The organism is Embleya sp. NPDC127516 (assembly GCF_044765325.1).
GTDB lineage: Bacteria > Actinomycetota > Actinomycetes > Streptomycetales > Streptomycetaceae > Embleya.
Window position 1 is genome coordinate 39,283 of the sequence record NZ_JBIWJT010000012.1, and the last position, 16,582, is coordinate 55,864.

The 16,582-nt window shown below is 67.1% G+C and carries 14 protein-coding genes; 9 read left to right on the forward strand and 5 right to left on the reverse strand.

What is annotated here, in order from left to right; all coding sequences use genetic code 11:
- Positions 1-220: 220 nt before the first annotated feature.
- A complete protein-coding gene (locus ACIRL2_RS23610) occupies positions 221-1,372 on the reverse strand; it encodes a restriction endonuclease subunit S (protein ID WP_402234353.1) in 1,152 nt (383 codons plus the stop codon).
- Entirely contained in the window at positions 1,365-3,812 is a 2,448-nt protein-coding gene (locus ACIRL2_RS23615) for an N-6 DNA methylase (protein ID WP_402234354.1), read from the reverse strand. The genes ACIRL2_RS23610 and ACIRL2_RS23615 overlap by 8 nt, the downstream gene beginning before the upstream one ends.
- Positions 3,813-3,929: 117 nt before the next feature.
- Here ACIRL2_RS23615 and ACIRL2_RS23620 point away from each other — a divergent pair, with 117 nt between their 5' ends.
- Positions 3,930-6,020: a 3'-5' exonuclease gene (locus tag ACIRL2_RS23620; protein ID WP_402234355.1), complete on the forward strand. Its 2,091-nt coding sequence runs from the start codon at positions 3,930-3,932 to the stop codon at positions 6,018-6,020.
- Between the two features lie 18 nt (positions 6,021-6,038).
- Positions 6,039-7,847 (forward strand): ATP-dependent nuclease, encoded by a 1,809-nt coding sequence (locus ACIRL2_RS23625; protein ID WP_402234357.1) that lies wholly within the window; start codon positions 6,039-6,041, stop codon positions 7,845-7,847.
- A gap of 119 nt (positions 7,848-7,966) precedes the next feature.
- Here ACIRL2_RS23625 and ACIRL2_RS23630 read toward each other — a convergent pair whose 3' ends face one another.
- Both ACIRL2_RS23630 and ACIRL2_RS23635 read right to left on the reverse strand, forming a co-directional pair.
- A complete protein-coding gene (locus ACIRL2_RS23630) occupies positions 7,967-8,701 on the reverse strand; it encodes a 5-formyltetrahydrofolate cyclo-ligase (RefSeq protein ID WP_402234359.1) in 735 nt (244 codons plus the stop codon).
- Between the two features lie 17 nt (positions 8,702-8,718).
- Positions 8,719-9,864 (reverse strand): helix-turn-helix transcriptional regulator, encoded by a 1,146-nt coding sequence (locus ACIRL2_RS23635; protein WP_402234361.1) that lies wholly within the window; start codon positions 9,862-9,864, stop codon positions 8,719-8,721.
- A 217-nt stretch (positions 9,865-10,081) separates the two neighbouring features.
- Here ACIRL2_RS23635 and ACIRL2_RS23640 point away from each other — a divergent pair, with 217 nt between their 5' ends.
- The 7 genes from ACIRL2_RS23640 to ACIRL2_RS23670 all read left to right on the forward strand — a co-directional run bounded on the left by ACIRL2_RS23640 (position 10,082) and on the right by ACIRL2_RS23670 (position 16,098).
- Positions 10,082-10,219, forward strand: a complete 138-nt coding sequence (locus ACIRL2_RS23640; RefSeq protein ID WP_402234363.1) for a hypothetical protein — start codon at positions 10,082-10,084, stop codon at positions 10,217-10,219.
- A gap of 9 nt (positions 10,220-10,228) precedes the next feature.
- Entirely contained in the window at positions 10,229-11,419 is a 1,191-nt protein-coding gene (locus ACIRL2_RS23645) for a JmjC domain-containing protein (protein ID WP_402234364.1), read from the forward strand.
- Entirely contained in the window at positions 11,419-12,318 is a 900-nt protein-coding gene (locus ACIRL2_RS23650) for an aldo/keto reductase (protein WP_402234366.1), read from the forward strand. The genes ACIRL2_RS23645 and ACIRL2_RS23650 overlap by 1 nt, the downstream gene beginning before the upstream one ends.
- On the forward strand, positions 12,302-13,141 hold the full coding sequence (locus tag ACIRL2_RS23655) for a hypothetical protein (protein WP_402234367.1): 840 nt from the start codon (positions 12,302-12,304) through the stop codon (positions 13,139-13,141). The genes ACIRL2_RS23650 and ACIRL2_RS23655 overlap by 17 nt, the downstream gene beginning before the upstream one ends.
- A gap of 253 nt (positions 13,142-13,394) precedes the next feature.
- The gene (locus ACIRL2_RS23660; protein WP_355534878.1) at positions 13,395-13,790 is read left to right on the forward strand and encodes an ATP-binding protein; all 396 of its coding nucleotides are present in this window, start codon (positions 13,395-13,397) and stop codon (positions 13,788-13,790) included.
- Positions 13,791-13,930: 140 nt separating this feature from the next.
- A complete protein-coding gene (locus tag ACIRL2_RS23665; protein ID WP_402234368.1) occupies positions 13,931-15,010 on the forward strand; it encodes an endonuclease/exonuclease/phosphatase family protein in 1,080 nt (359 codons plus the stop codon).
- Positions 15,011-15,567: 557 nt separating this feature from the next.
- Entirely contained in the window at positions 15,568-16,098 is a 531-nt protein-coding gene (locus ACIRL2_RS23670; RefSeq protein ID WP_402234370.1) for a hypothetical protein, read from the forward strand.
- 78 nt (positions 16,099-16,176) lie between these two features.
- Here the strand turns inward: ACIRL2_RS23670 and ACIRL2_RS23675 are convergent, their stop codons facing one another.
- Positions 16,177-16,485 carry a hypothetical protein gene (locus tag ACIRL2_RS23675; RefSeq protein WP_402234372.1) on the reverse strand — a complete coding sequence of 103 codons (309 nt, stop codon included), beginning with the start codon at positions 16,483-16,485 and terminating at the stop codon, positions 16,177-16,179.
- Positions 16,486-16,582 lie beyond the last annotated feature (97 nt).

The following is a 16,582-nucleotide window of genomic DNA, read 5'->3' on the forward strand; positions in this document are numbered from 1 at the left end:
CCATGAAGCGCAACTCCGTTGCGCCATCCATCTCGACGCCGCGCTCTTGGAGGGCTGTGGACCCCCTCTCCCTCTGCACTCTCCGCTGCTCGCCCAATCCCGACACCACCGAAAGCGGCCGAGGTCTCACCCTCATCACGGCCTACGCTCGAGAATCGGGCAGCCGTCACTCAGCCACCGGCCACAGCAAAGTCGTCTGAGCGCTCATGCCCATCTGACCTCAAACTCGCACCCGCCCGGTCAGCAGATCTTCGATCAGCCCAGTTCGAAGCGCTTCAATTTTCGAAAGCTCTGCGCGTTCTGACCGGATGCGCTCTTCCATCGATTCAACGACCTTAACGATTCGCCGCTGCTCTGTGGGATTCGGAACTGCCACGATCATAGGGTGTACAGCGTTTCGATTGAGCGTGGGTACCGAAGTTGCAGCATCCAATCTCTCCAGCCGAAGCATCGACAGCAGCAGGGCTACAAATTTCGGTTCATTGCTACCGAATTCTTTCACCCAGAGAGATGTGTCGTGAGGCCAGAACGATTCCTCCAAGTAGTAGACGTGCCCCAGCTTTCCCTTTCTTCCTGTCACCACGCCCGGGCCTGCGACAATTGCAGTGTCATGATAGCTAGTGGTTCCCGACGATGATACAACCGGGATATCGCCATCTCGCTGCTCTGCCACGGTGATATCAAACCCCCTTTGGAGACGAATGAATTCCCCAAGGGGCGCGACTTTCCAGTCCTTGGGTGCATGGTCAGGCTGCGGGTCGGCCAGATCGATTTTAATCCCCTGTAGCAGCAATTGAAGTCGAAGAATGACGTCGCGCGTCCTTTCGACCTGCTTATCGATTGCATCAAGGATTTCCAAAATCCGCCGTTGCTCGACGATCGAAGGAAGTGTGAGGGGCGTCCGAAGAAGAGTCGAGTTCGTGAAGTTGACCTGGGATTCGGCCATCCCAGATGTCCGTTCATTCAGAAAATCTTGAGGATCCTTCAAAGCCAAGGCAGAGGCTAGAATCCTCGGCAGTACGAGCTGATTCCGAGGTCGAAGCAGAACCATCTTTCCAGAAACGATCAGATGGGGTGGGGGATTATCATTAACGTGAACAACCACGCCTACCCGATGGCGGGGCCCCGCCTTTGTGACCAGCACATCGTCATTGTGGACCTCGAGCGCAAGTTGATTCCAGTAGTGCGGAGGCAATGTTTTGTGTGCGGTAGCATCCCATCCCGACCAAGTAATTGCTGTGGTCTTTAGCAGCCCCCACTCTTGGTCGCGAATCTGCCTCTCGTCGCAGGTTGGACTTGGGCCTGAGGCATGATAGGAAATCAGGTCATTGACGCAATATTGTTTCCATCCCGAGGGAATTGAGTCAGGCATATCCGAGCTCCCGCAGCATTTCGTTGACCACGGTGACCGCAGCCGTGCGCTGGGCCTCAAGTTCGGGGAGGGTGACCGCGTACTTGGCGGCCCATGTGCCGTATCGCTCGACCAAGGCTCTGCGGCCGGTCGCAAGGCAACTGTCGAGGCGGCCGCCGAGGTCGGCTTTGAGGACGCGCAAGACCATGTCGGGTTCAGTCTCGGCATTGTGGATTTGATGGACGCCCGAACCGAGTTGGTCAATGAAGGCTGCTTCCAGTTTGCGGACCTTGGACTTGGCCGCGGCGAGCTGGGTGCGCAGACGCTTCAGGATGACGGGGTCGACCTCTTCGACCTCGTCAGTATCGTCATCGGAGGTCGTGGTAAGGGCCTTGATCCTGGCATCGAGTTCGGCCCGCAAGTTCTCGGCCGCTTCCAGCTCGTTGAGGTAGTCGGCGAGGACGTATGGGACCAGCGGGTGTTCCCGGGCCTTGCGTTTGGCGGCTGCCTGGCGCTGAGCGTTCAGTACCGCCGCGCCGTCATCCGCGAAAGCGGTCTGGATCGTCGTGAGCCAGCCTTGAACGACACCGCTGAACTCGTGGTAAGCCAGCGTGCGGATGTCGTATTGAACGCTGCCCCACCAAGAGGCGGCTGCACCGGAGAGCTGGAACCGGTCGAGCGTGCCGAGGGGTTCCAGCTCCGCGACGAAGGACTCCAGCAGCTCGGCGCGGGTGTCCATGACATTGTGAGTGTCGGGCAACTCGCACAGCCGTTTGCTGTGACGACTCCACCATTCATCGAACGCGTCCCGCACGAGCGCTTCGGTGTGCGCGGCCAGCTCCGGGATCCGGTCGGCGGCCGACCGCCATCCCTCTGCCGGGAAGTTGTAGTAGTCGGCGTCCCGTTCGACGAACAGCGTGTGCACGTCCACGCCGTACGCCCGGAAAGCGGCCTCGTACTCGCGAACTTCGGACTTCGGCATGCCGCCGTGCAGATGCGCCCGAACGTCTTGGGGCTCCGGCGGTGGGGTGTTGTCCACGTACCGCCGGATGTTGAGGTTGAACTGGTTGTCCTGGAGTTCCTCGAGCGACACCACGCGGGCGAACTCGGGGATGTCGTGAGCGGGATCGGCCAGATAGGCCCGATACGCGGTGACGATCTTCTCGGCATGTTCGGGTTCGAGGTAGTTCTGTGCGCGACCGGACAGGTACTCGCGGTCGGCGTTGATGAACAGCACCTTGCCCCGGTGCGAGGCCGGGCGAGGGCCGGGACCGCGCAGGATCAGGATGCACGCCGGGATCCCGGTGCCGTAGAACAGGTTCGAGGCGAGGCCGATGACGGCCTCCAGCCGGTCGGCCTCGATGACCTTCCTCCGGATCGCCTGTTCCTCGCCGCCACGGAACAGCACGCCGTGCGGCATGACCGTGGCGCCGATGCCGTCGGGCCGGAGCACCGCGAGCACATGCTGGGCGAACATCCAGTCGGCCTTCTTGCCTGTCTCCGGAGTCCAGCCGTATTCGAAGCGGTCGGTGTGCTTCATGCCAGCGCTCACGTAGCTCTGCGAGAACGGCGGATTCGTGAGTACCCGGTCGAAGAGCGTCAGCGTCGAACCATCCGGCTCGATGTGTAGCGGATTGGCGAGGGTGTCGTCGTTCTCGAGGTCGGCGTTGACGATGCCGTGCAGGATCATGTTCATCTTGGAGATGGCCCAGGTGCCGCCGTTGGCCTCCTGGCCGTACAGGCGCAGGTCCTCGGCGTCCTCGCCAGCCTCCGCGACGTATTCCTTCGACATGATCAGCATGCCGCCGGAGCCCGCGCATGGGTCGTACACCCGCATCCCCGAGCGCGGATTGACCAGGCGCGTCATCATCCGGACGACGCCACGCGGGGTGTAGAACTCCCCGCCCTTCTTGCCCGCCGAGTCGGCGAACTCGCCGATGAGGTACTCGTACGCGGCGCCCAGCAGGTCGGGGAACTCGAAGTCCTCGTTGCGGAGCCGGTACCGGGCGAAGTGCTTGATTAGGGCCCGCAGTTTTTGGTCCGACAGCGACGTCTTGCCGACCTTGCGGTTGAAGTCGATGTGCCCGACCACGCCCTGCAGGGCGGTGGAGTTGGCGGTCTCCAGCGCGGCCAAGGCCTTGTTGAGCAGGTCAGCAACGCCGTTCTCAGCCGACTTGTCAACAAGGTGCTTCCATCGGGCCGCCGTCGGCACGAAGAAGTCGCCGCCTTGGTAGAACGCCCGGTGGTCGGCGAGTTCTTCGGCCTGCGTCTTCGTTCGGCCCGCCGCGATCTGCTCGGTGATGATCCGGCTCCGGATCGTGTCGAACTGGTCGGAGCAGCGCTTGAGGAACAACATCCCGAAGATGTATTCCTTGAACTCCGAGGCGTCCATCTTGCCGCGCAAGATGTCGGCCGCGCCGAACAGATGTGCTTCCAGCTGCGGCAACGTCAGCTTCGCCACAAGCGGAGCCCCCAGTCGTCGGTCGAGGTGGGTCAGAGACCCCCGTACGTTACCGCCCGGCGCAGATGATCAACGCCTACCATGACAGTCGCCCGCCCCCCTCGGAGGAGTGTGACCGTGCCGCAGTTGGCGATCGCCAAGGAGTTCCTCTCCGAGTACGCCAAGCTGGAGAAGCCGGTCCAGAAGGCCGTGCAGGCCGCGCTCGACAAGTTTGCCCACGCCACCCATGCGGGACTGCACCTGGAAAAGCTCAGTCGGGCGGAAGACCCTCGGATCAGGACGATCCGGATCAACCAGTTCTATCGCGGCGTCGTCCTGGCGCCGGAGGCCGGCGACCTCTACTGCCTGCTTCGGGTCCTTCCGCACGACGACGCGATCGCCTGGGCCATGACCAGACTGTTCACCGTCAACCAGGTCCTTGGCGTGCTGGAGATGCGGGACGAGACACAGCTGCAGAGCATGACCGGCACGCTGCGCCTGGCCGCCGAAAGTACGCCGGCGCGGCTCTTCGACCATGTCAAGGACACGGACTTCCGCACGCTCGGCATCGACGACCACGTACTGCCCATCGTCCGGTTGCTGACCCAAGAAGCGCACCTGGACGCCCTGCAACACATGCTGCCGTCACTGCAGTACGACGTCCTCGTGGCGCTGGCCTCGGGTATGTCCGTCGAGGAGACCTGGGGTGAGGTCAGCAAGCATCTCGTCAACGCTGCCAAGCCTGACCGGGTGGAGCCGGACGACCTGTCCGCAGCTATCGAGCGGACCCCCGGTCAGGTCGCGCTCGTTAGCGGTCCCGAAGAGCTCGAGAAGCTGTTGCGCCCCCCGTTCGCGCTGTGGCGGATCTTCCTCCATCCGATGCAGCGCCGCATCGCCTATCACGATCCCTATCCGGGCTCGGTGATGATCACCGGCGGCGCGGGCACCGGCAAGACGGTGACCGCGCTGCACCGGGCCGCGCATCTCGCTGGGCCCTACGACAGCGGCGCGCCGATCCTGCTGACCACCTACAGCCGCCCGCTCACCGCCGAGCTGGCCAGCCAGCTGGACCAGCTTGTCGAGAACCCCCAGGACCGCGACCGGATCGAGGTGATCACCACCGGTCAGCTCGCCTCCTGGGTGGTCAACGACCGGCGCGGGGATCGCCCGGTGGTGCTGCCACAGCGTGACCTGATCGGCCTGGCCGGCACCGTGGACCCTTATTACACCGGGGAGTTCCTGGTCGACGAGTGGGAACAAGTGCTGCTTGCCCAGGACATCACCACACCGGAGGCATATCTGGCCGCCGCCCGTACCGGCCGCAGCCAGGGCCTGCCCCGCTCGGAGCGGCGGGCGGTGTGGGATGCCGTCGAGGCGTTGCGCACCCGGCTGAGCGACCTCGGGCGGTGGTCATTCCTGCAAGTGGCCGATGAGGCGGCACGCATCCTGCGGCTGGAGGAGGGGCCGGCCGTCTACCGGCACATCGTCGTCGACGAGGCCCAAGACCTGCATCCCGCGCAGTGGCGGCTGCTCCGCGCGGCCGTCCGCCCGGCCGAAGACGACCTGTTCCTCGTCGCGGACCCGCATCAGCGGATCTGGCAGCACCGGGTCCCGATGAGGAATACCGGGATCAACATCGTCGGCCGGACACAGCGGCTCACCGTCAGCTACCGCACCACTCAGGAAATTCTCACGTGGGCCGTCCGGGTTTTGGGGATCGTGTCCGAGGAGGACCTCGACGGTTGGCCCGACAGCCGGGAGGGCTACGAGTCGCCGATGCACGGTCGCCGCCCGATCGTCCGGCGGTTCACGGAGTGGTCCGAGGAGCGCACCGCGGTGGTCTCCCAAGTTCGGGCCTGGCTGGCGGACGGTGTCGAACCGGGTGCGATCGCCGTTGCGGCCAGGGTCAACGCTACGTCCGACGACGTGGCGAACGCGCTTCGCTCTGCGGGTATCGAGTCGGAGCCCCCGGGCCCGTCCGGCGGCCGGGTCCAGGTTGGCACGATGCACAGCATGAAGGGCCTGGAGTTCCAGTGCGTCGCGGTCGTCGGAGTCCAAGACAAGGTGGTGCCGCACGAGCTGGCGATCGTTCCGTTGGAGATCGACAGGGCCGCCCACCTGGAGAGTGTGCAGAGGGAACGGTGCGTGCTCTACGTCGCGTGCACTCGCGCCCGTGACCGGCTGTATGTGTCGTATTCCGGGGCGCCCAGCCCGTTCCTCCCCCGCTGACCTTCGAGGAGCCTCTCCATGCGCCCCCTACGCGTGGCCGTCCGGAACGTTCGCGGTGCCCTCGACGTCGAACTGCACCTGCGACCGTTCGGTGCGCTGATCGGCCCGAACAACGCGGGAAAGTCCACCCTGCTGGATGCCGTCCTACTGTTCTACGGCGCACTGGACTGGGACCAAGCCCGAGACCGTCCCTGGCAGGCGGAGCCCGACGGAGAATCCTGGGTGGAGATCGACTACAGCGTCGACGCCGCCGAGGCCAAGCAGATCGGCGTCGACCTGGTCGACGGCGACTGCCTTCGGATCCGGCGCTGGTTCACCAAGAGCACCGACCATCTTGCCGGGTCCTATTATCTGATTCCCCAGGACGGCGGCGAACCACAGCCGACCGGCTGGACCAGTGCCGCCAAACTCGGTCAGTGTGTCCACATCCCGGCGATCACCAACATGGCCGACCACACGTCGCTTTCCGGTCCCTCGCCGTTGCGGGACGTACTGCTCCTTGCCTTTTCGGAGCGGCACATCGAGACCATGCTCATGACCGCCAGGGCGGCCCTCGGAACGCTGAGCAGTGCCCTGCAGGAAGGGCCCATCACCGACCTCGAAAGCGATCTGGACGAGGCGCTGACGCCTTGGGGCCTGTTCGCGAGGGTCAACGTCGGAGAGCTGTCCAACGAGCTGATCATGCGTCACCTCATCGAACTGCGACTGCACCACGAGGACACTCACCGCCCGCTGGAGACCCAGGGATCCGGAGTCCAGCGAGCCATGGTCGCCGCCCTGATTCAGGCGGCGGCACGGCTACGGTCCAAGGCCAAGGAGGGCGCGTTCCGCTGGATCCTCTTCGAGGAACCCGAGGCTTTCCTCCACCCTTCCCAGGTGACACGGCTCGCTCACGACCTGCACAAGCTCGTTGCCACGGGCAACACGGCGGTGACGATCACCACGCACAACGCGTCCGTGCTCGCGGCAGCCGAAACGTCCCCTGAAACGATCACCCGGGTGCGTCATTCGCCTCACGGGATCGAGGTGACGTCACCCTCTCCCGCTCTGGTGCGCAAGGTTCTCGTGGACATCCACACCCGCTCGGACTACGCCATGGGCTCTCGCTCCTGCTTCAAGAAGGCCCGTCTGACTGCGGCCGACGAGGAACACAATCGGGTTCTCTACGACCTGGACGTGCAGCGGGCCGCCGCATTCTTCGCCGACCGGGTGATCGTCGTCGAAGGACCCAGCGATGTGTTGTTCTTCGAATGGCTGGCTCGTCGGGGTCACCTGGCCGAACTCGGCCCCAACGTCGGCGTACTGAGCGCCTTCGGCAAGTACGAGCTGCATCGCGCGGCAAGCACGCTGTCTCTGTTCGGCATCCCGCACGTCGTCCTCTGGGACGAGGACGCGGTCATGGCCAAAGACCAGAACGCTCTGAAGAAGCGGCTGTGTGAGGACGGATCCGCGCTCACCGCGCTGGCGGCGTCCGCCAACGATCCCGGATCATCCTTCGTCGGCGCGGTTCGTCTCACTGGCACCATCGAACGCTGGCTCGGCATCACCGAGGAGCAGGACAACCCCTGGAAGGCAACCAACATCGGCGCGTCCCTCGGTCAGGCCTACACGAACCCCTCTTCTCCGCTGCCCGCACGGGTCAACAACCTGCTCAACGTGCTCGCAGACCTGTTCGTCGGCCGGGACGTCGCTTCCTACCGGCAGCTGCCGGACTTTCAGGACGCGCTGATCTCGCCGACCCTGCCTCCACCGGCCGTCGATCTGCCACTCGCGGTCGCGACCTTCCCGCGCAGCACGTGCAGTTGTCCCGCACCGGCGTGGCCATGAGTCTTGTGATACTTCACCGTAGATCGTGATCTCATGCCTGACTCACGGCTCGGCGTGCGTAGTCCGGGAAGAAGCCATGGCCCTCGACGCTGTACCCTCTTGCCCCGCAGACGTGATTCTCAACCTGGTGCCCGATGGCTGGCCCGCAGGGCGAGTGCGGGGATGCGGGCGATCTTCTCCGGTGTGAGGTGATCCCAGAGGATGCCTGACGGGCGATGCGTTTCGGTCGTTCTGATGACTTCGTCGGGGGTGATGATCAGGTCAACGGTGACGTCGTGTTCGGTGGACGGGATCGGTTCGTCGATTACTTGGAGTGTGTGGACCGTGGTGACGATGAGGGTGGCGGGGCTGATGAGGCCGGCCTCAGTGAGCAGGGCAAACTCGATGTCGGAGTAGCCGGCGCCTTTGCCGATGCGGACTCCGGTTCGGTTTACTGCGACGCTACCGAGGACGACGATGTCGATTGGTTGGAGGGTGTCGACGTCGGCGGTCGGGGCGATGGTTGCCGCGATGTGACTGGCTGCTGCCTGCTCGGGCGAGGCGGTGAGTGTCGCGGGGTCGAGGACGTAGAACGGCTTCGGCGTGGCAAGTTTGGGGACTGCCATGTACACGATCTTGCCCTCGGTCAAGGCTTGCACGCGGACGGGTAGCTGGGCCTTGTCCGGCACGGATTTGATGACGTCGGCGGTCTTCCACCGGGCGAGCGCGGCGAGGCGTTCGGCGGCCTGCTCCTTGCCGTGGAAGTCCGGGATTCTGCCGTGGCTGGTCGCGTCGTGGACGGCGTCCGCGGCGTCGAGGGCGTTCCATACTCGTTCGCGGACACGTTGTTTGGCCTGGTCGTGCTCGGTGGGCACCGCACGCTCCTTGGTGTTCAGGTGACGGTCATCAGCGTGAAGAGGCGGTCTTGTACGTCTTGTACGTCGACTCTGCGATGCCAGGGGCGTAGTTCGCGGCCGGCGGCGAAGATGACGTTCATGCCCCCACCTCCTCGGGTTTGTTCCAGCTCGTCGATGGCCTGGCCAAGTACGGATACGGCGTTGTCGAGCTCTCCTTGCCTGATGAGGGCGAGTGTCAGGTTTCCGAGGACGATGGTGCGCGACTTCCGCCTGGCGGGCAATTGCTCGGCGGTCGACTGCAGTTGCTGCAGGGCACGTTGGTTCTGTCCGAGGTTCAGGTAACACGATCCGGCCAGGCGTCCGAACTGGGTGGGGGAGACGAGGTCGGCTGCGGCGTCGACGGAGGTGACTCGGTCGAGATGGCGTTCGGCCTGGGCGAGGGCTCGTTCGCAATCGGTGGCGTGCCCGAGCATCGCGTGTGCTTCTCCGGCGTGGAGGAGGGCGACGGCCAGCAGCGCGGGGCTGGTGGTCTTGGCGGCCTCGGCTGCCCGCAGCGAGTAGTCGAGGCCCTGTTGTGGTTGGCAGGTGCCGTAGAGCGCGAGGTATCCGGTGCGTAGGAGGGCTCGCCCTTCCAGGGTGCGGTCGTGCAGGTGGCGGGCGAGATCGATGCCCTGTGCGTAGTAGGTGTGGGCTGTGGTGTGGTCCGAGCGTTGCGAGGCGTCCCAGACGAGTTGGCCCATCAGGGTCGCCGCCTCGGCCTGCAGGCTGTGGAGTTCGCGTTGGGCTCGCCCGGCGCGGGCCTGGTTGGCGGCCATGGTTACGCGAGTCAGGAGCTGGCCCGCGTCGGCGAGTAGCCCTGCGGAAGGCGAGTTGTCGTAGCGCTCGGCGACATCCAAAAGGTCCGCGCGCAATGCGGCTCCTGTGGCTGGGTCACCATGGCCCAGGCCTCCGACCACCGGCGACCGATCGCAATCGCCGACATCGCGCAGCAGCGTGTCGAGCTCCTCCTGGGACAGACTCAGCGCTCTCGCCAGATTCGGACGCATCCACGGCTGCGGGCCTTTCCCATTCTCCCAGCGGGCGATGGTGGTGCGGTCAACGCCGAGCCGCTCGGCGAGTGATTCCTGGGTGAATCCCCGGGACTCGCGGCGTTGCACGAGTCGATGGCGTTTGAACGTCATGGCGTGGCCTCCCGATTGCCATGGTCCGCCGATTCCCCAGGTCATCACCCACAGTGCCGCATGGATGCAGCATGTGTGCGGCTTTGGCGCCCTGTTCTCCAGCCGCGCGACGCGGTTCGGTGGGTCTACGCGAACGGACCGGGACGTGAAGTCCCGCTCACCGCGACGCGTCGGGGGCGGCGGCAGTCCGCCCTCGCAACCGAAAGGGAGGAATGCCATGCCCGAGATCGTGCCCACCATGGCCAAGGCGGAGGACGGCCTGCTGGTCGCCCGTCGCCGTATCGTGGCCGCCCGCTCGCGCGCCGAGCAGCCGTCCGACGGCGGCTCGACCGGCGTCAGCGACACGAACGACTGACGGCCCGACATGACGACCGCCGATACCTCGGTGGTCGCGCGCCTGGGTGGGGAGACCTTCCTCGCCCGGGTGTTCGGCCGAGAGTTCCGTATCGCACGCGGCGACGCCACCACCGTCGCCGGCCTGCTGGGCTGGGAGGACGTGAACGCCATCCTGGCCCGGCACCGCCTCGAACCTCCCCGCCTTCGCCTGTGCTCGGGCGGCGAGATGCTGCCGCAGCATCTGTACACGCGACCGGTGACCACCCGCCGCAACACCGTGTGGAACCGCATCCAACCGGCTGCCCTGCACGAGCGGTTGGCGGCCGGCGCCACCCTCGTCCTGGACGCCGCCGACGAACTCCACGCCCGCATCGGCGACCTCGCTGCCCAGTTGGAACGCGACTTCCGCACCGCGGTACAGGCCAACCTGTACGCGTCGTGGACCGCGAACGAAGGCTTCGGGACCCACTGGGACGACCACGACGTCGTTGTCGTCCAGGTCGACGGCACCAAGCGGTGGCGCCTGTACGGTCCTACCCGCGTCGCTCCGATGCACCGCGACGTCGAAGCCCCCGAGCCTCCGCCCGAGGACCCGATCGCGGACTTCGTGCTCACCCCGGGCGACACGCTGTACGTGCCGCGCGGCTGGTGGCACGCCGTCGCCGCCGAGAACGGCGGGCGGTCCCTGCACCTGACCTTCGGCCTGCAGAGCACGACCGGTGCCGACCTGATCGGCTGGCTCGCCGACACCCTGCGCACCCACCGGGCGGTGCGCGCCGACGTGCCGCGGCTCGGAACGGCACAGCAGAAGCGGGACTTCGCCGAGACCTTGCTCGAGCTCGTCACGGTCGAGCTCGAAGCCGAGGGCGTGGTCGATCGATACGCCGAGTTCCGGGATGCGACCGAGCAGCCTCGGCAGGCCCCTTCGCTGCCCTATGTCGATGGTGTGCCCGCATCGACCGGGCTGCCGGTGAGACTGCTCGTCTCACGGGCCTCGGTGACCCGTGACCCGGACGACCGGGTCGTACTTATGGCAGGAAGCCAGGAGTGGATCTTCGCCCCGCAGGTACACGCGATGCTCACCCTTCTCCTGGACTGCCGTTCCCACCGGCTCGGCGAACTCGCCCAGGCGTCGGGGGTGCGGGTCGAACAGGCCGCCGCCGTGGTCACCGAGCTGGTGGCCGGCCAGGTCGCGCACGTCGGGACGATGACCACGTGATGGCCACGCTCGCCTTGGGCACCTATCGCTGCTCTGATGTGGCATGCGCGGCGACGGTCGCGGTCGCCGCCGGGGTCGAGTGGATCGACACCGCGCCGAACTACGGCGCCGGGACGGCCGAGCGCGCTCTGGCACCGATCCTCGCGGCACACCCTCGAATCCGGGTATCCACGAAAGTCGGCTTCATGACCCGTGAGACCGCCGCCGACGCACTCACCGCAGGGGTACTCCACCGACGCGAAGCGGGTATCCGGCACAGCCTGGCGCCCGAGTTCGTACGTTGGCAGATCCACCGAAGCCGCACCGACCTCGGGCGACGACCCGACGTCGTCTTCCTGCACAACCCCGAACACGCCCCCGAAGGCAGCCGCGAGGCCCAAGCCGCGCGACTGCTGTCGGCGATCGCAGCCCTCGAAGAAGCGGCGGCCGAGGGCACGATCGGCGGCTACGGCATCTCGACCTGGACCGGCTTCTCCGCCAGCCGGTTCGACGTCGGGACGCTGCTGTCCATGGCGCGGACCGTCGCCGGTGAGGGGCACCACCTACGGGCAGTGCAACTCCCCGTTTCCCTGGTCCACCTCGAACCGCTCGTCGCCGCGATGGCGGGCGGCGGCGTGCTTCGAGACGCCCTCACCGCGGGCGTCGAGGTCTTCGCATCGGCCCCACTGCACGGCGGCGAGCTGCCCGCGATGCTCACCCCCGAAGCCGTCGAACTCGTCGGCGACGGACTGACGGCCGCGCAGGCCGCCCTGATCGTGCCGGCATCCGCACCGGGAGTGTGTCGTGTCCTGCTCTCCAGCAGCGACCCGCAACACTGGAGCGACGCCATGAGAGCCTGTGCGCGTCCGCCGCTCGACCCGAGTCGACTTCGAAGGATCAGCGATGTTTTCGCCGCCTGACGACCCGCGCGAAGTCGCCTTGATGCGCCACGCCTACCGGCGTTCCGCAACCGCTCTCACGGTCCTTCCCGACGACGGCACCGAAGTGTGGGGATGGCGCGGCAGGACCCTGAGCGGGCCTGTCACCGGTGACCACGGCCTCGGGTGGCTGCGACTCGTCCGCGCACCCGCCGACAAGGCCGGCGGCCGGTTGTGGCTCGGGCCGGAGGACGCCGAGAAGGCGATCCCGGACTCCGTGCCGAGGCCCCGGTTGCGCGGCGTCGAGGACTGGGTCAACGGCGACCACGCCTTCCGAGCCGAACTCCACGACCGCGTCACAGCGCGTCCGATCACCGCCGTCGGCCCCGTACTCCGCGAGGACCCCGGACTCGACGACACGTGGTGGCACGACCTGCGCCGGGCACTCGACGACATTGCCTCCGTGACCACCGACCGCGTCGCCCTGCGCCAGGCGTACGTCGACCGCGCCATGCCCGAGTACCTCGGCCGCCCGGTCGACACGACGGTGCCCGCCTGGACCACGGCCCACGGCGACCTGCACTGGGCCAACCTGACCGCACCCCGGCTCGCCATCCTCGACTGGGAGGGCTGGGGCACCGCCCCGGCCGGCTACGACGCCGCGATGCTCCACACCTACAGCCTCCTCGTCCCGGACGTCGCAGCCCGAATCCGAAGCGAACTCGCGCACGTCCTGAACACCCCCGCAGGCCGATTCTCCGAACTCGCCGTCATCACCCAGCTCCTTCAGACCACCACACGCGGCGACAACCTCGACCTGGAACAACCCCTGCGCGCCCGAGCAAGCCGAATTCTCGGCACCTGACCCTTCGCTTCCTCCCGGGAGCCAAGCCGACGGGATCGGCTTTGGATGTGGGCGGCGGCGCGTGGGCTCCGTACCCGGAGAACCCCTGAACGGGGCTCCGCCCGTTCCGCAGCTCTCAGCCCGAAACTCCGCCCTACAGCGGACCACGGTTCGCGTACCGGTGTCGCGATTCCGACCTGGGTTGATCGCGCGCTCGCTCATGCGCATACACGAATGGTTTTCACCACGAATCCCGAGAAGTCTGAGGACTACTGTGCCCAGCGATATTCTCGAACTTCCCTCCGTCCTGCGGTTGCGAGGTCCTCGACCTGTACGCATCGCGCGTGAGCACGCCGCAGCCAAGGCACGAGTCGCCGGCGCCCACGAGGACGACGTCGCCGAGGTAGTCAGCGAACTGACCACCAACGTCTTCGTCCACGGCCACCCGACGAGCGCCGTCTTGGTGACGACCCACACGGCCGACGGCCTGTTCTGGGTAACGGTGCTGGCCCGCCAACGTGCGGTGACCCTGCCGCAACCCGTCGAGGAACCGGACGCCGAATCCGGACGGGGACTGCTCCTGGCCCACGCCCTGACGACCGCCTTCCGATGCGAGCGTCGACAGAACGGCTACCAGGCGTTCATCGCCGGATTCGCGGTGCACCCGTGATCGGCCGATTCGTCCAACGGGCGGACGTCAGGGTCTCCCAGGGTGTCGAGCAGGACATCGACAACGTTCCGCACCCACCGCGGCCCTCCACCTTTGAGCGGGTCCGCGCCGGTTGCTGGGCTGCCATGGAGTGGTGGGACGTGAACGTGCGTTACCGCGAGCTGCACCGCCGGCTCGACGCCGCGCGGGCGGACCTGGTTGACCTGGGCATCGACGCCCGCGGCTTTGCCACCTACGCGGACGCGCTGCGAACGCGCATCCTCGACGCGCGGCTCGCAGACGAGGCGGTGCGTGCGATGAGCGAAATGCCCGATGAGGAACGGTGCGACGACGATGCGGCCTTCGACGGCTTCGCCCGGGAGTACGCGGCGTTCCGCCGGTTCCGCCGTGACGTCAAGGCCGCCGGAGAGGAGGGGGCGATGCAGGGTTCGGTCAGACGTGTGGGCACCTACAACCTCTTGAACGGCGGGGGTGATCGTTTCCCGTCGCAGATGGCGGTCCTACGGGCGATGGACCTGGATCTTGTCGCCCTGCAGGAGGTGCAGCACGGCACTCGGGACGATCACGCGCTGGAATGCTCGATCGCGAACGAGTTGGGCCTTCAGACGATGTTGGCCCCGTCCGCGAGCCATGGCTGCCACCTCGTGCTCGCATGGAACCCCGCCAGGCTCCGGTGCGTCGGCTACACCCCGGATGCCGCCGAGGGGAAGTTCCATCACACGCTCCAGCGCGCGAAGTTCGCCGTCCCCGACACCGGCGGGCTGCTCACGGTCCTGCATACGCATCTGGATCCGTTCTCGGGCGACGATCGCGAGAGTGAGGCCCGGTGGCTCACGGAGTACGCGGCGCCCGGTCGGCGCACGCTGCTGCTGGGTGACCTGAACACGATCGGGGCGTTCGACCCCGAACCCGACTGGTCGGCCCTGCCCGTCCACCTCCACTCGCGTCACCGGCTGTGCCGCGAGGACGGGACTCTCGGCCTGACCGACCGGCGGGCGATCCGCCTGCTCGACACGGCGGGGTTCGTCGACCCCTTCGCGAACCGGCGATCGGGGCGCGAGACGGTCGGTCACTGGGACGAGAAGGAGGACGGCATCCGCCGCCGGAGCGATCACATCCTCGGCAGCGGAGTCACGTTCCGCACCGCGGGCGTCATCGACGACCCGGCCGTGCGCCAGCTCTCGGACCACCTGCCCGTCTACGCGGTCGTTGAGGTCTGAAACCCGCGCCTTCAGGGCCTGTTCCGGTCGCGTGGGTCGTCCGTGACCGGAACAGCCAGTGTTCGGCGCGGATCGCGTCGAGCTCCAGCGCCCCGCCCTCGCGCGTACACCCCCGGCGCGAGGGCGGGGTTCCCGCGAGACGGCTCCGGCGACCGGCGCCATCGGTTCCGTGTGTGGCCGTCGGTCATTCCATGAGAAGGACCCGGTGACGTGACGTACCTCTGTGCTGCCGTTCCGGCCTGGGTTGGCCGGCTGCTGTTCGGACCGCCGGACGGTAGCCACGTCCGCCGGCACGAGCCGACGGCCCACCGCTTACCTCCTGCCGCCAGCCCTCGGAGGCCAGCCGCAGGCGGGCGGATGCCAGCCCACATGCGCGAGTGCGGGTCGGCAACAGGCCACCCAGAAGGCAAGGGGCTCAAGATCTTCCCCTCGGACCATGAGGCTCCGACAGTGCGCCCGTATCTCCGGGAGGCGGAGCGTCGCCGACGAGCACACCCGACTGCGGCACCGCATGTGCTCACGGGCGACTGCGATCTGCGGGTTGCGACGGTGTGCCCGTGAAGCCCACCGACGGAGCGAGCCCGGAACCCGAACGCCGGCCGGATCTGCGGGAGCTGTCCGCGTTGCTGGAGCGGTGGCGGATGGAACCCTGGGCGGAGATCGCCGAGGCGGCCCGCATCGCCGGAACGCTCATGCGGGATCGCCTGGTCGCGAGCGGACGGTGGGAGGCGCTCCCCGCAGGCGAACAGGCTGCCGTGCACTGGGCGATGGCCACCGGCCACGTGCTCGTGACCACGCCGATCCGCCATCGGAACCCGGACGAGGACGGCGCTCGTCTGCGTCGACTCGCCGAGACCGCCCGCTACGTCGCCGACCTGTGCGACGGCTGGACACACGGAAAACGTGCGTGTGACGCGCGCCGTGCCGAGGACCTCGGCCGCCGCCTGGCGGCGCTGCCGCACGGGTGGCGCGGGGAGGCCATGCGCCGGGTGACGGACGGCGAGGACCCGTCGGCGGTGTTCGCCGAGGCACACATCGCCCTGAACATCCTGCGCAACGTGTACGGCATCGACGCCCGCACACCTTGACCGACGACGTCGAGCTCGCCGGCCCACGAACCGGCAGCGGTGCCGGGCGGGAACGCCGCCCGGCGCCGCTCATGCGGATCAGACGTACGTACCGGCGAGCAGCCCGTCGAAGCCCAGACTGACGAGGGCTTCGGTGTAGGAGGGCCAGTAACGGTCCGGTGGTCCGGCGGCGAGAGCGTCGAAGTCATCCGCGCCGAGGTCGGGTTCGTGCCATTGGTGTGCGCAGCGGCAGCGGATGAAGGTGTGGCCCCTGTGGTGGACGAGGAGCCAGTCGCGGCCGGCGCCGCAGGCCGGACAGCGCACCGGGATGCCGGTGACACGGAGTTCATTCGGGTACTCGGTGCACGTCACCAGGGCGGCCTGGTCGTAAGTCCCGGGTTCGGGCATGGGGTGCAGGTTCGGAACGGGCGGGAGCACGGGTCGGTCGTCGGGGTGGGGTTCGGGCATGGTGTCCTCTCCGGACGGGGACGACACACCATGCCCC

Bases quoted from the DNA above. Each gene is read 5' to 3' on its own strand.
- ACIRL2_RS23635 (WP_402234361.1), bottom strand. From the start codon at position 9,864: ATGACGTTCAAACGCCATCGACTCGTGCAACGCCGCGAGTCCCGGGGA.
- ACIRL2_RS23675 (WP_402234372.1), bottom strand. From the start codon at position 16,485: ATGCCCGAACCCGGGACTTACGACCAGGCCGCCCTGGTGACGTGCACC.
- ACIRL2_RS23645 (WP_402234364.1), top strand. From the start codon at position 10,229: ATGACGACCGCCGATACCTCGGTGGTCGCGCGCCTGGGTGGGGAGACC.
- ACIRL2_RS23625 (WP_402234357.1), top strand. From the start codon at position 6,039: ATGCGCCCCCTACGCGTGGCCGTCCGGAACGTTCGCGGTGCCCTCGAC.
- ACIRL2_RS23655 (WP_402234367.1), top strand. From the start codon at position 12,302: ATGTTTTCGCCGCCTGACGACCCGCGCGAAGTCGCCTTGATGCGCCAC.
- ACIRL2_RS23650 (WP_402234366.1), top strand. From the start codon at position 11,419: ATGGCCACGCTCGCCTTGGGCACCTATCGCTGCTCTGATGTGGCATGC.
- ACIRL2_RS23610 (WP_402234353.1), bottom strand. From the start codon at position 1,372: ATGCCTGACTCAATTCCCTCGGGATGGAAACAATATTGCGTCAATGAC.
- ACIRL2_RS23640 (WP_402234363.1), top strand. From the start codon at position 10,082: ATGCCCGAGATCGTGCCCACCATGGCCAAGGCGGAGGACGGCCTGCTG.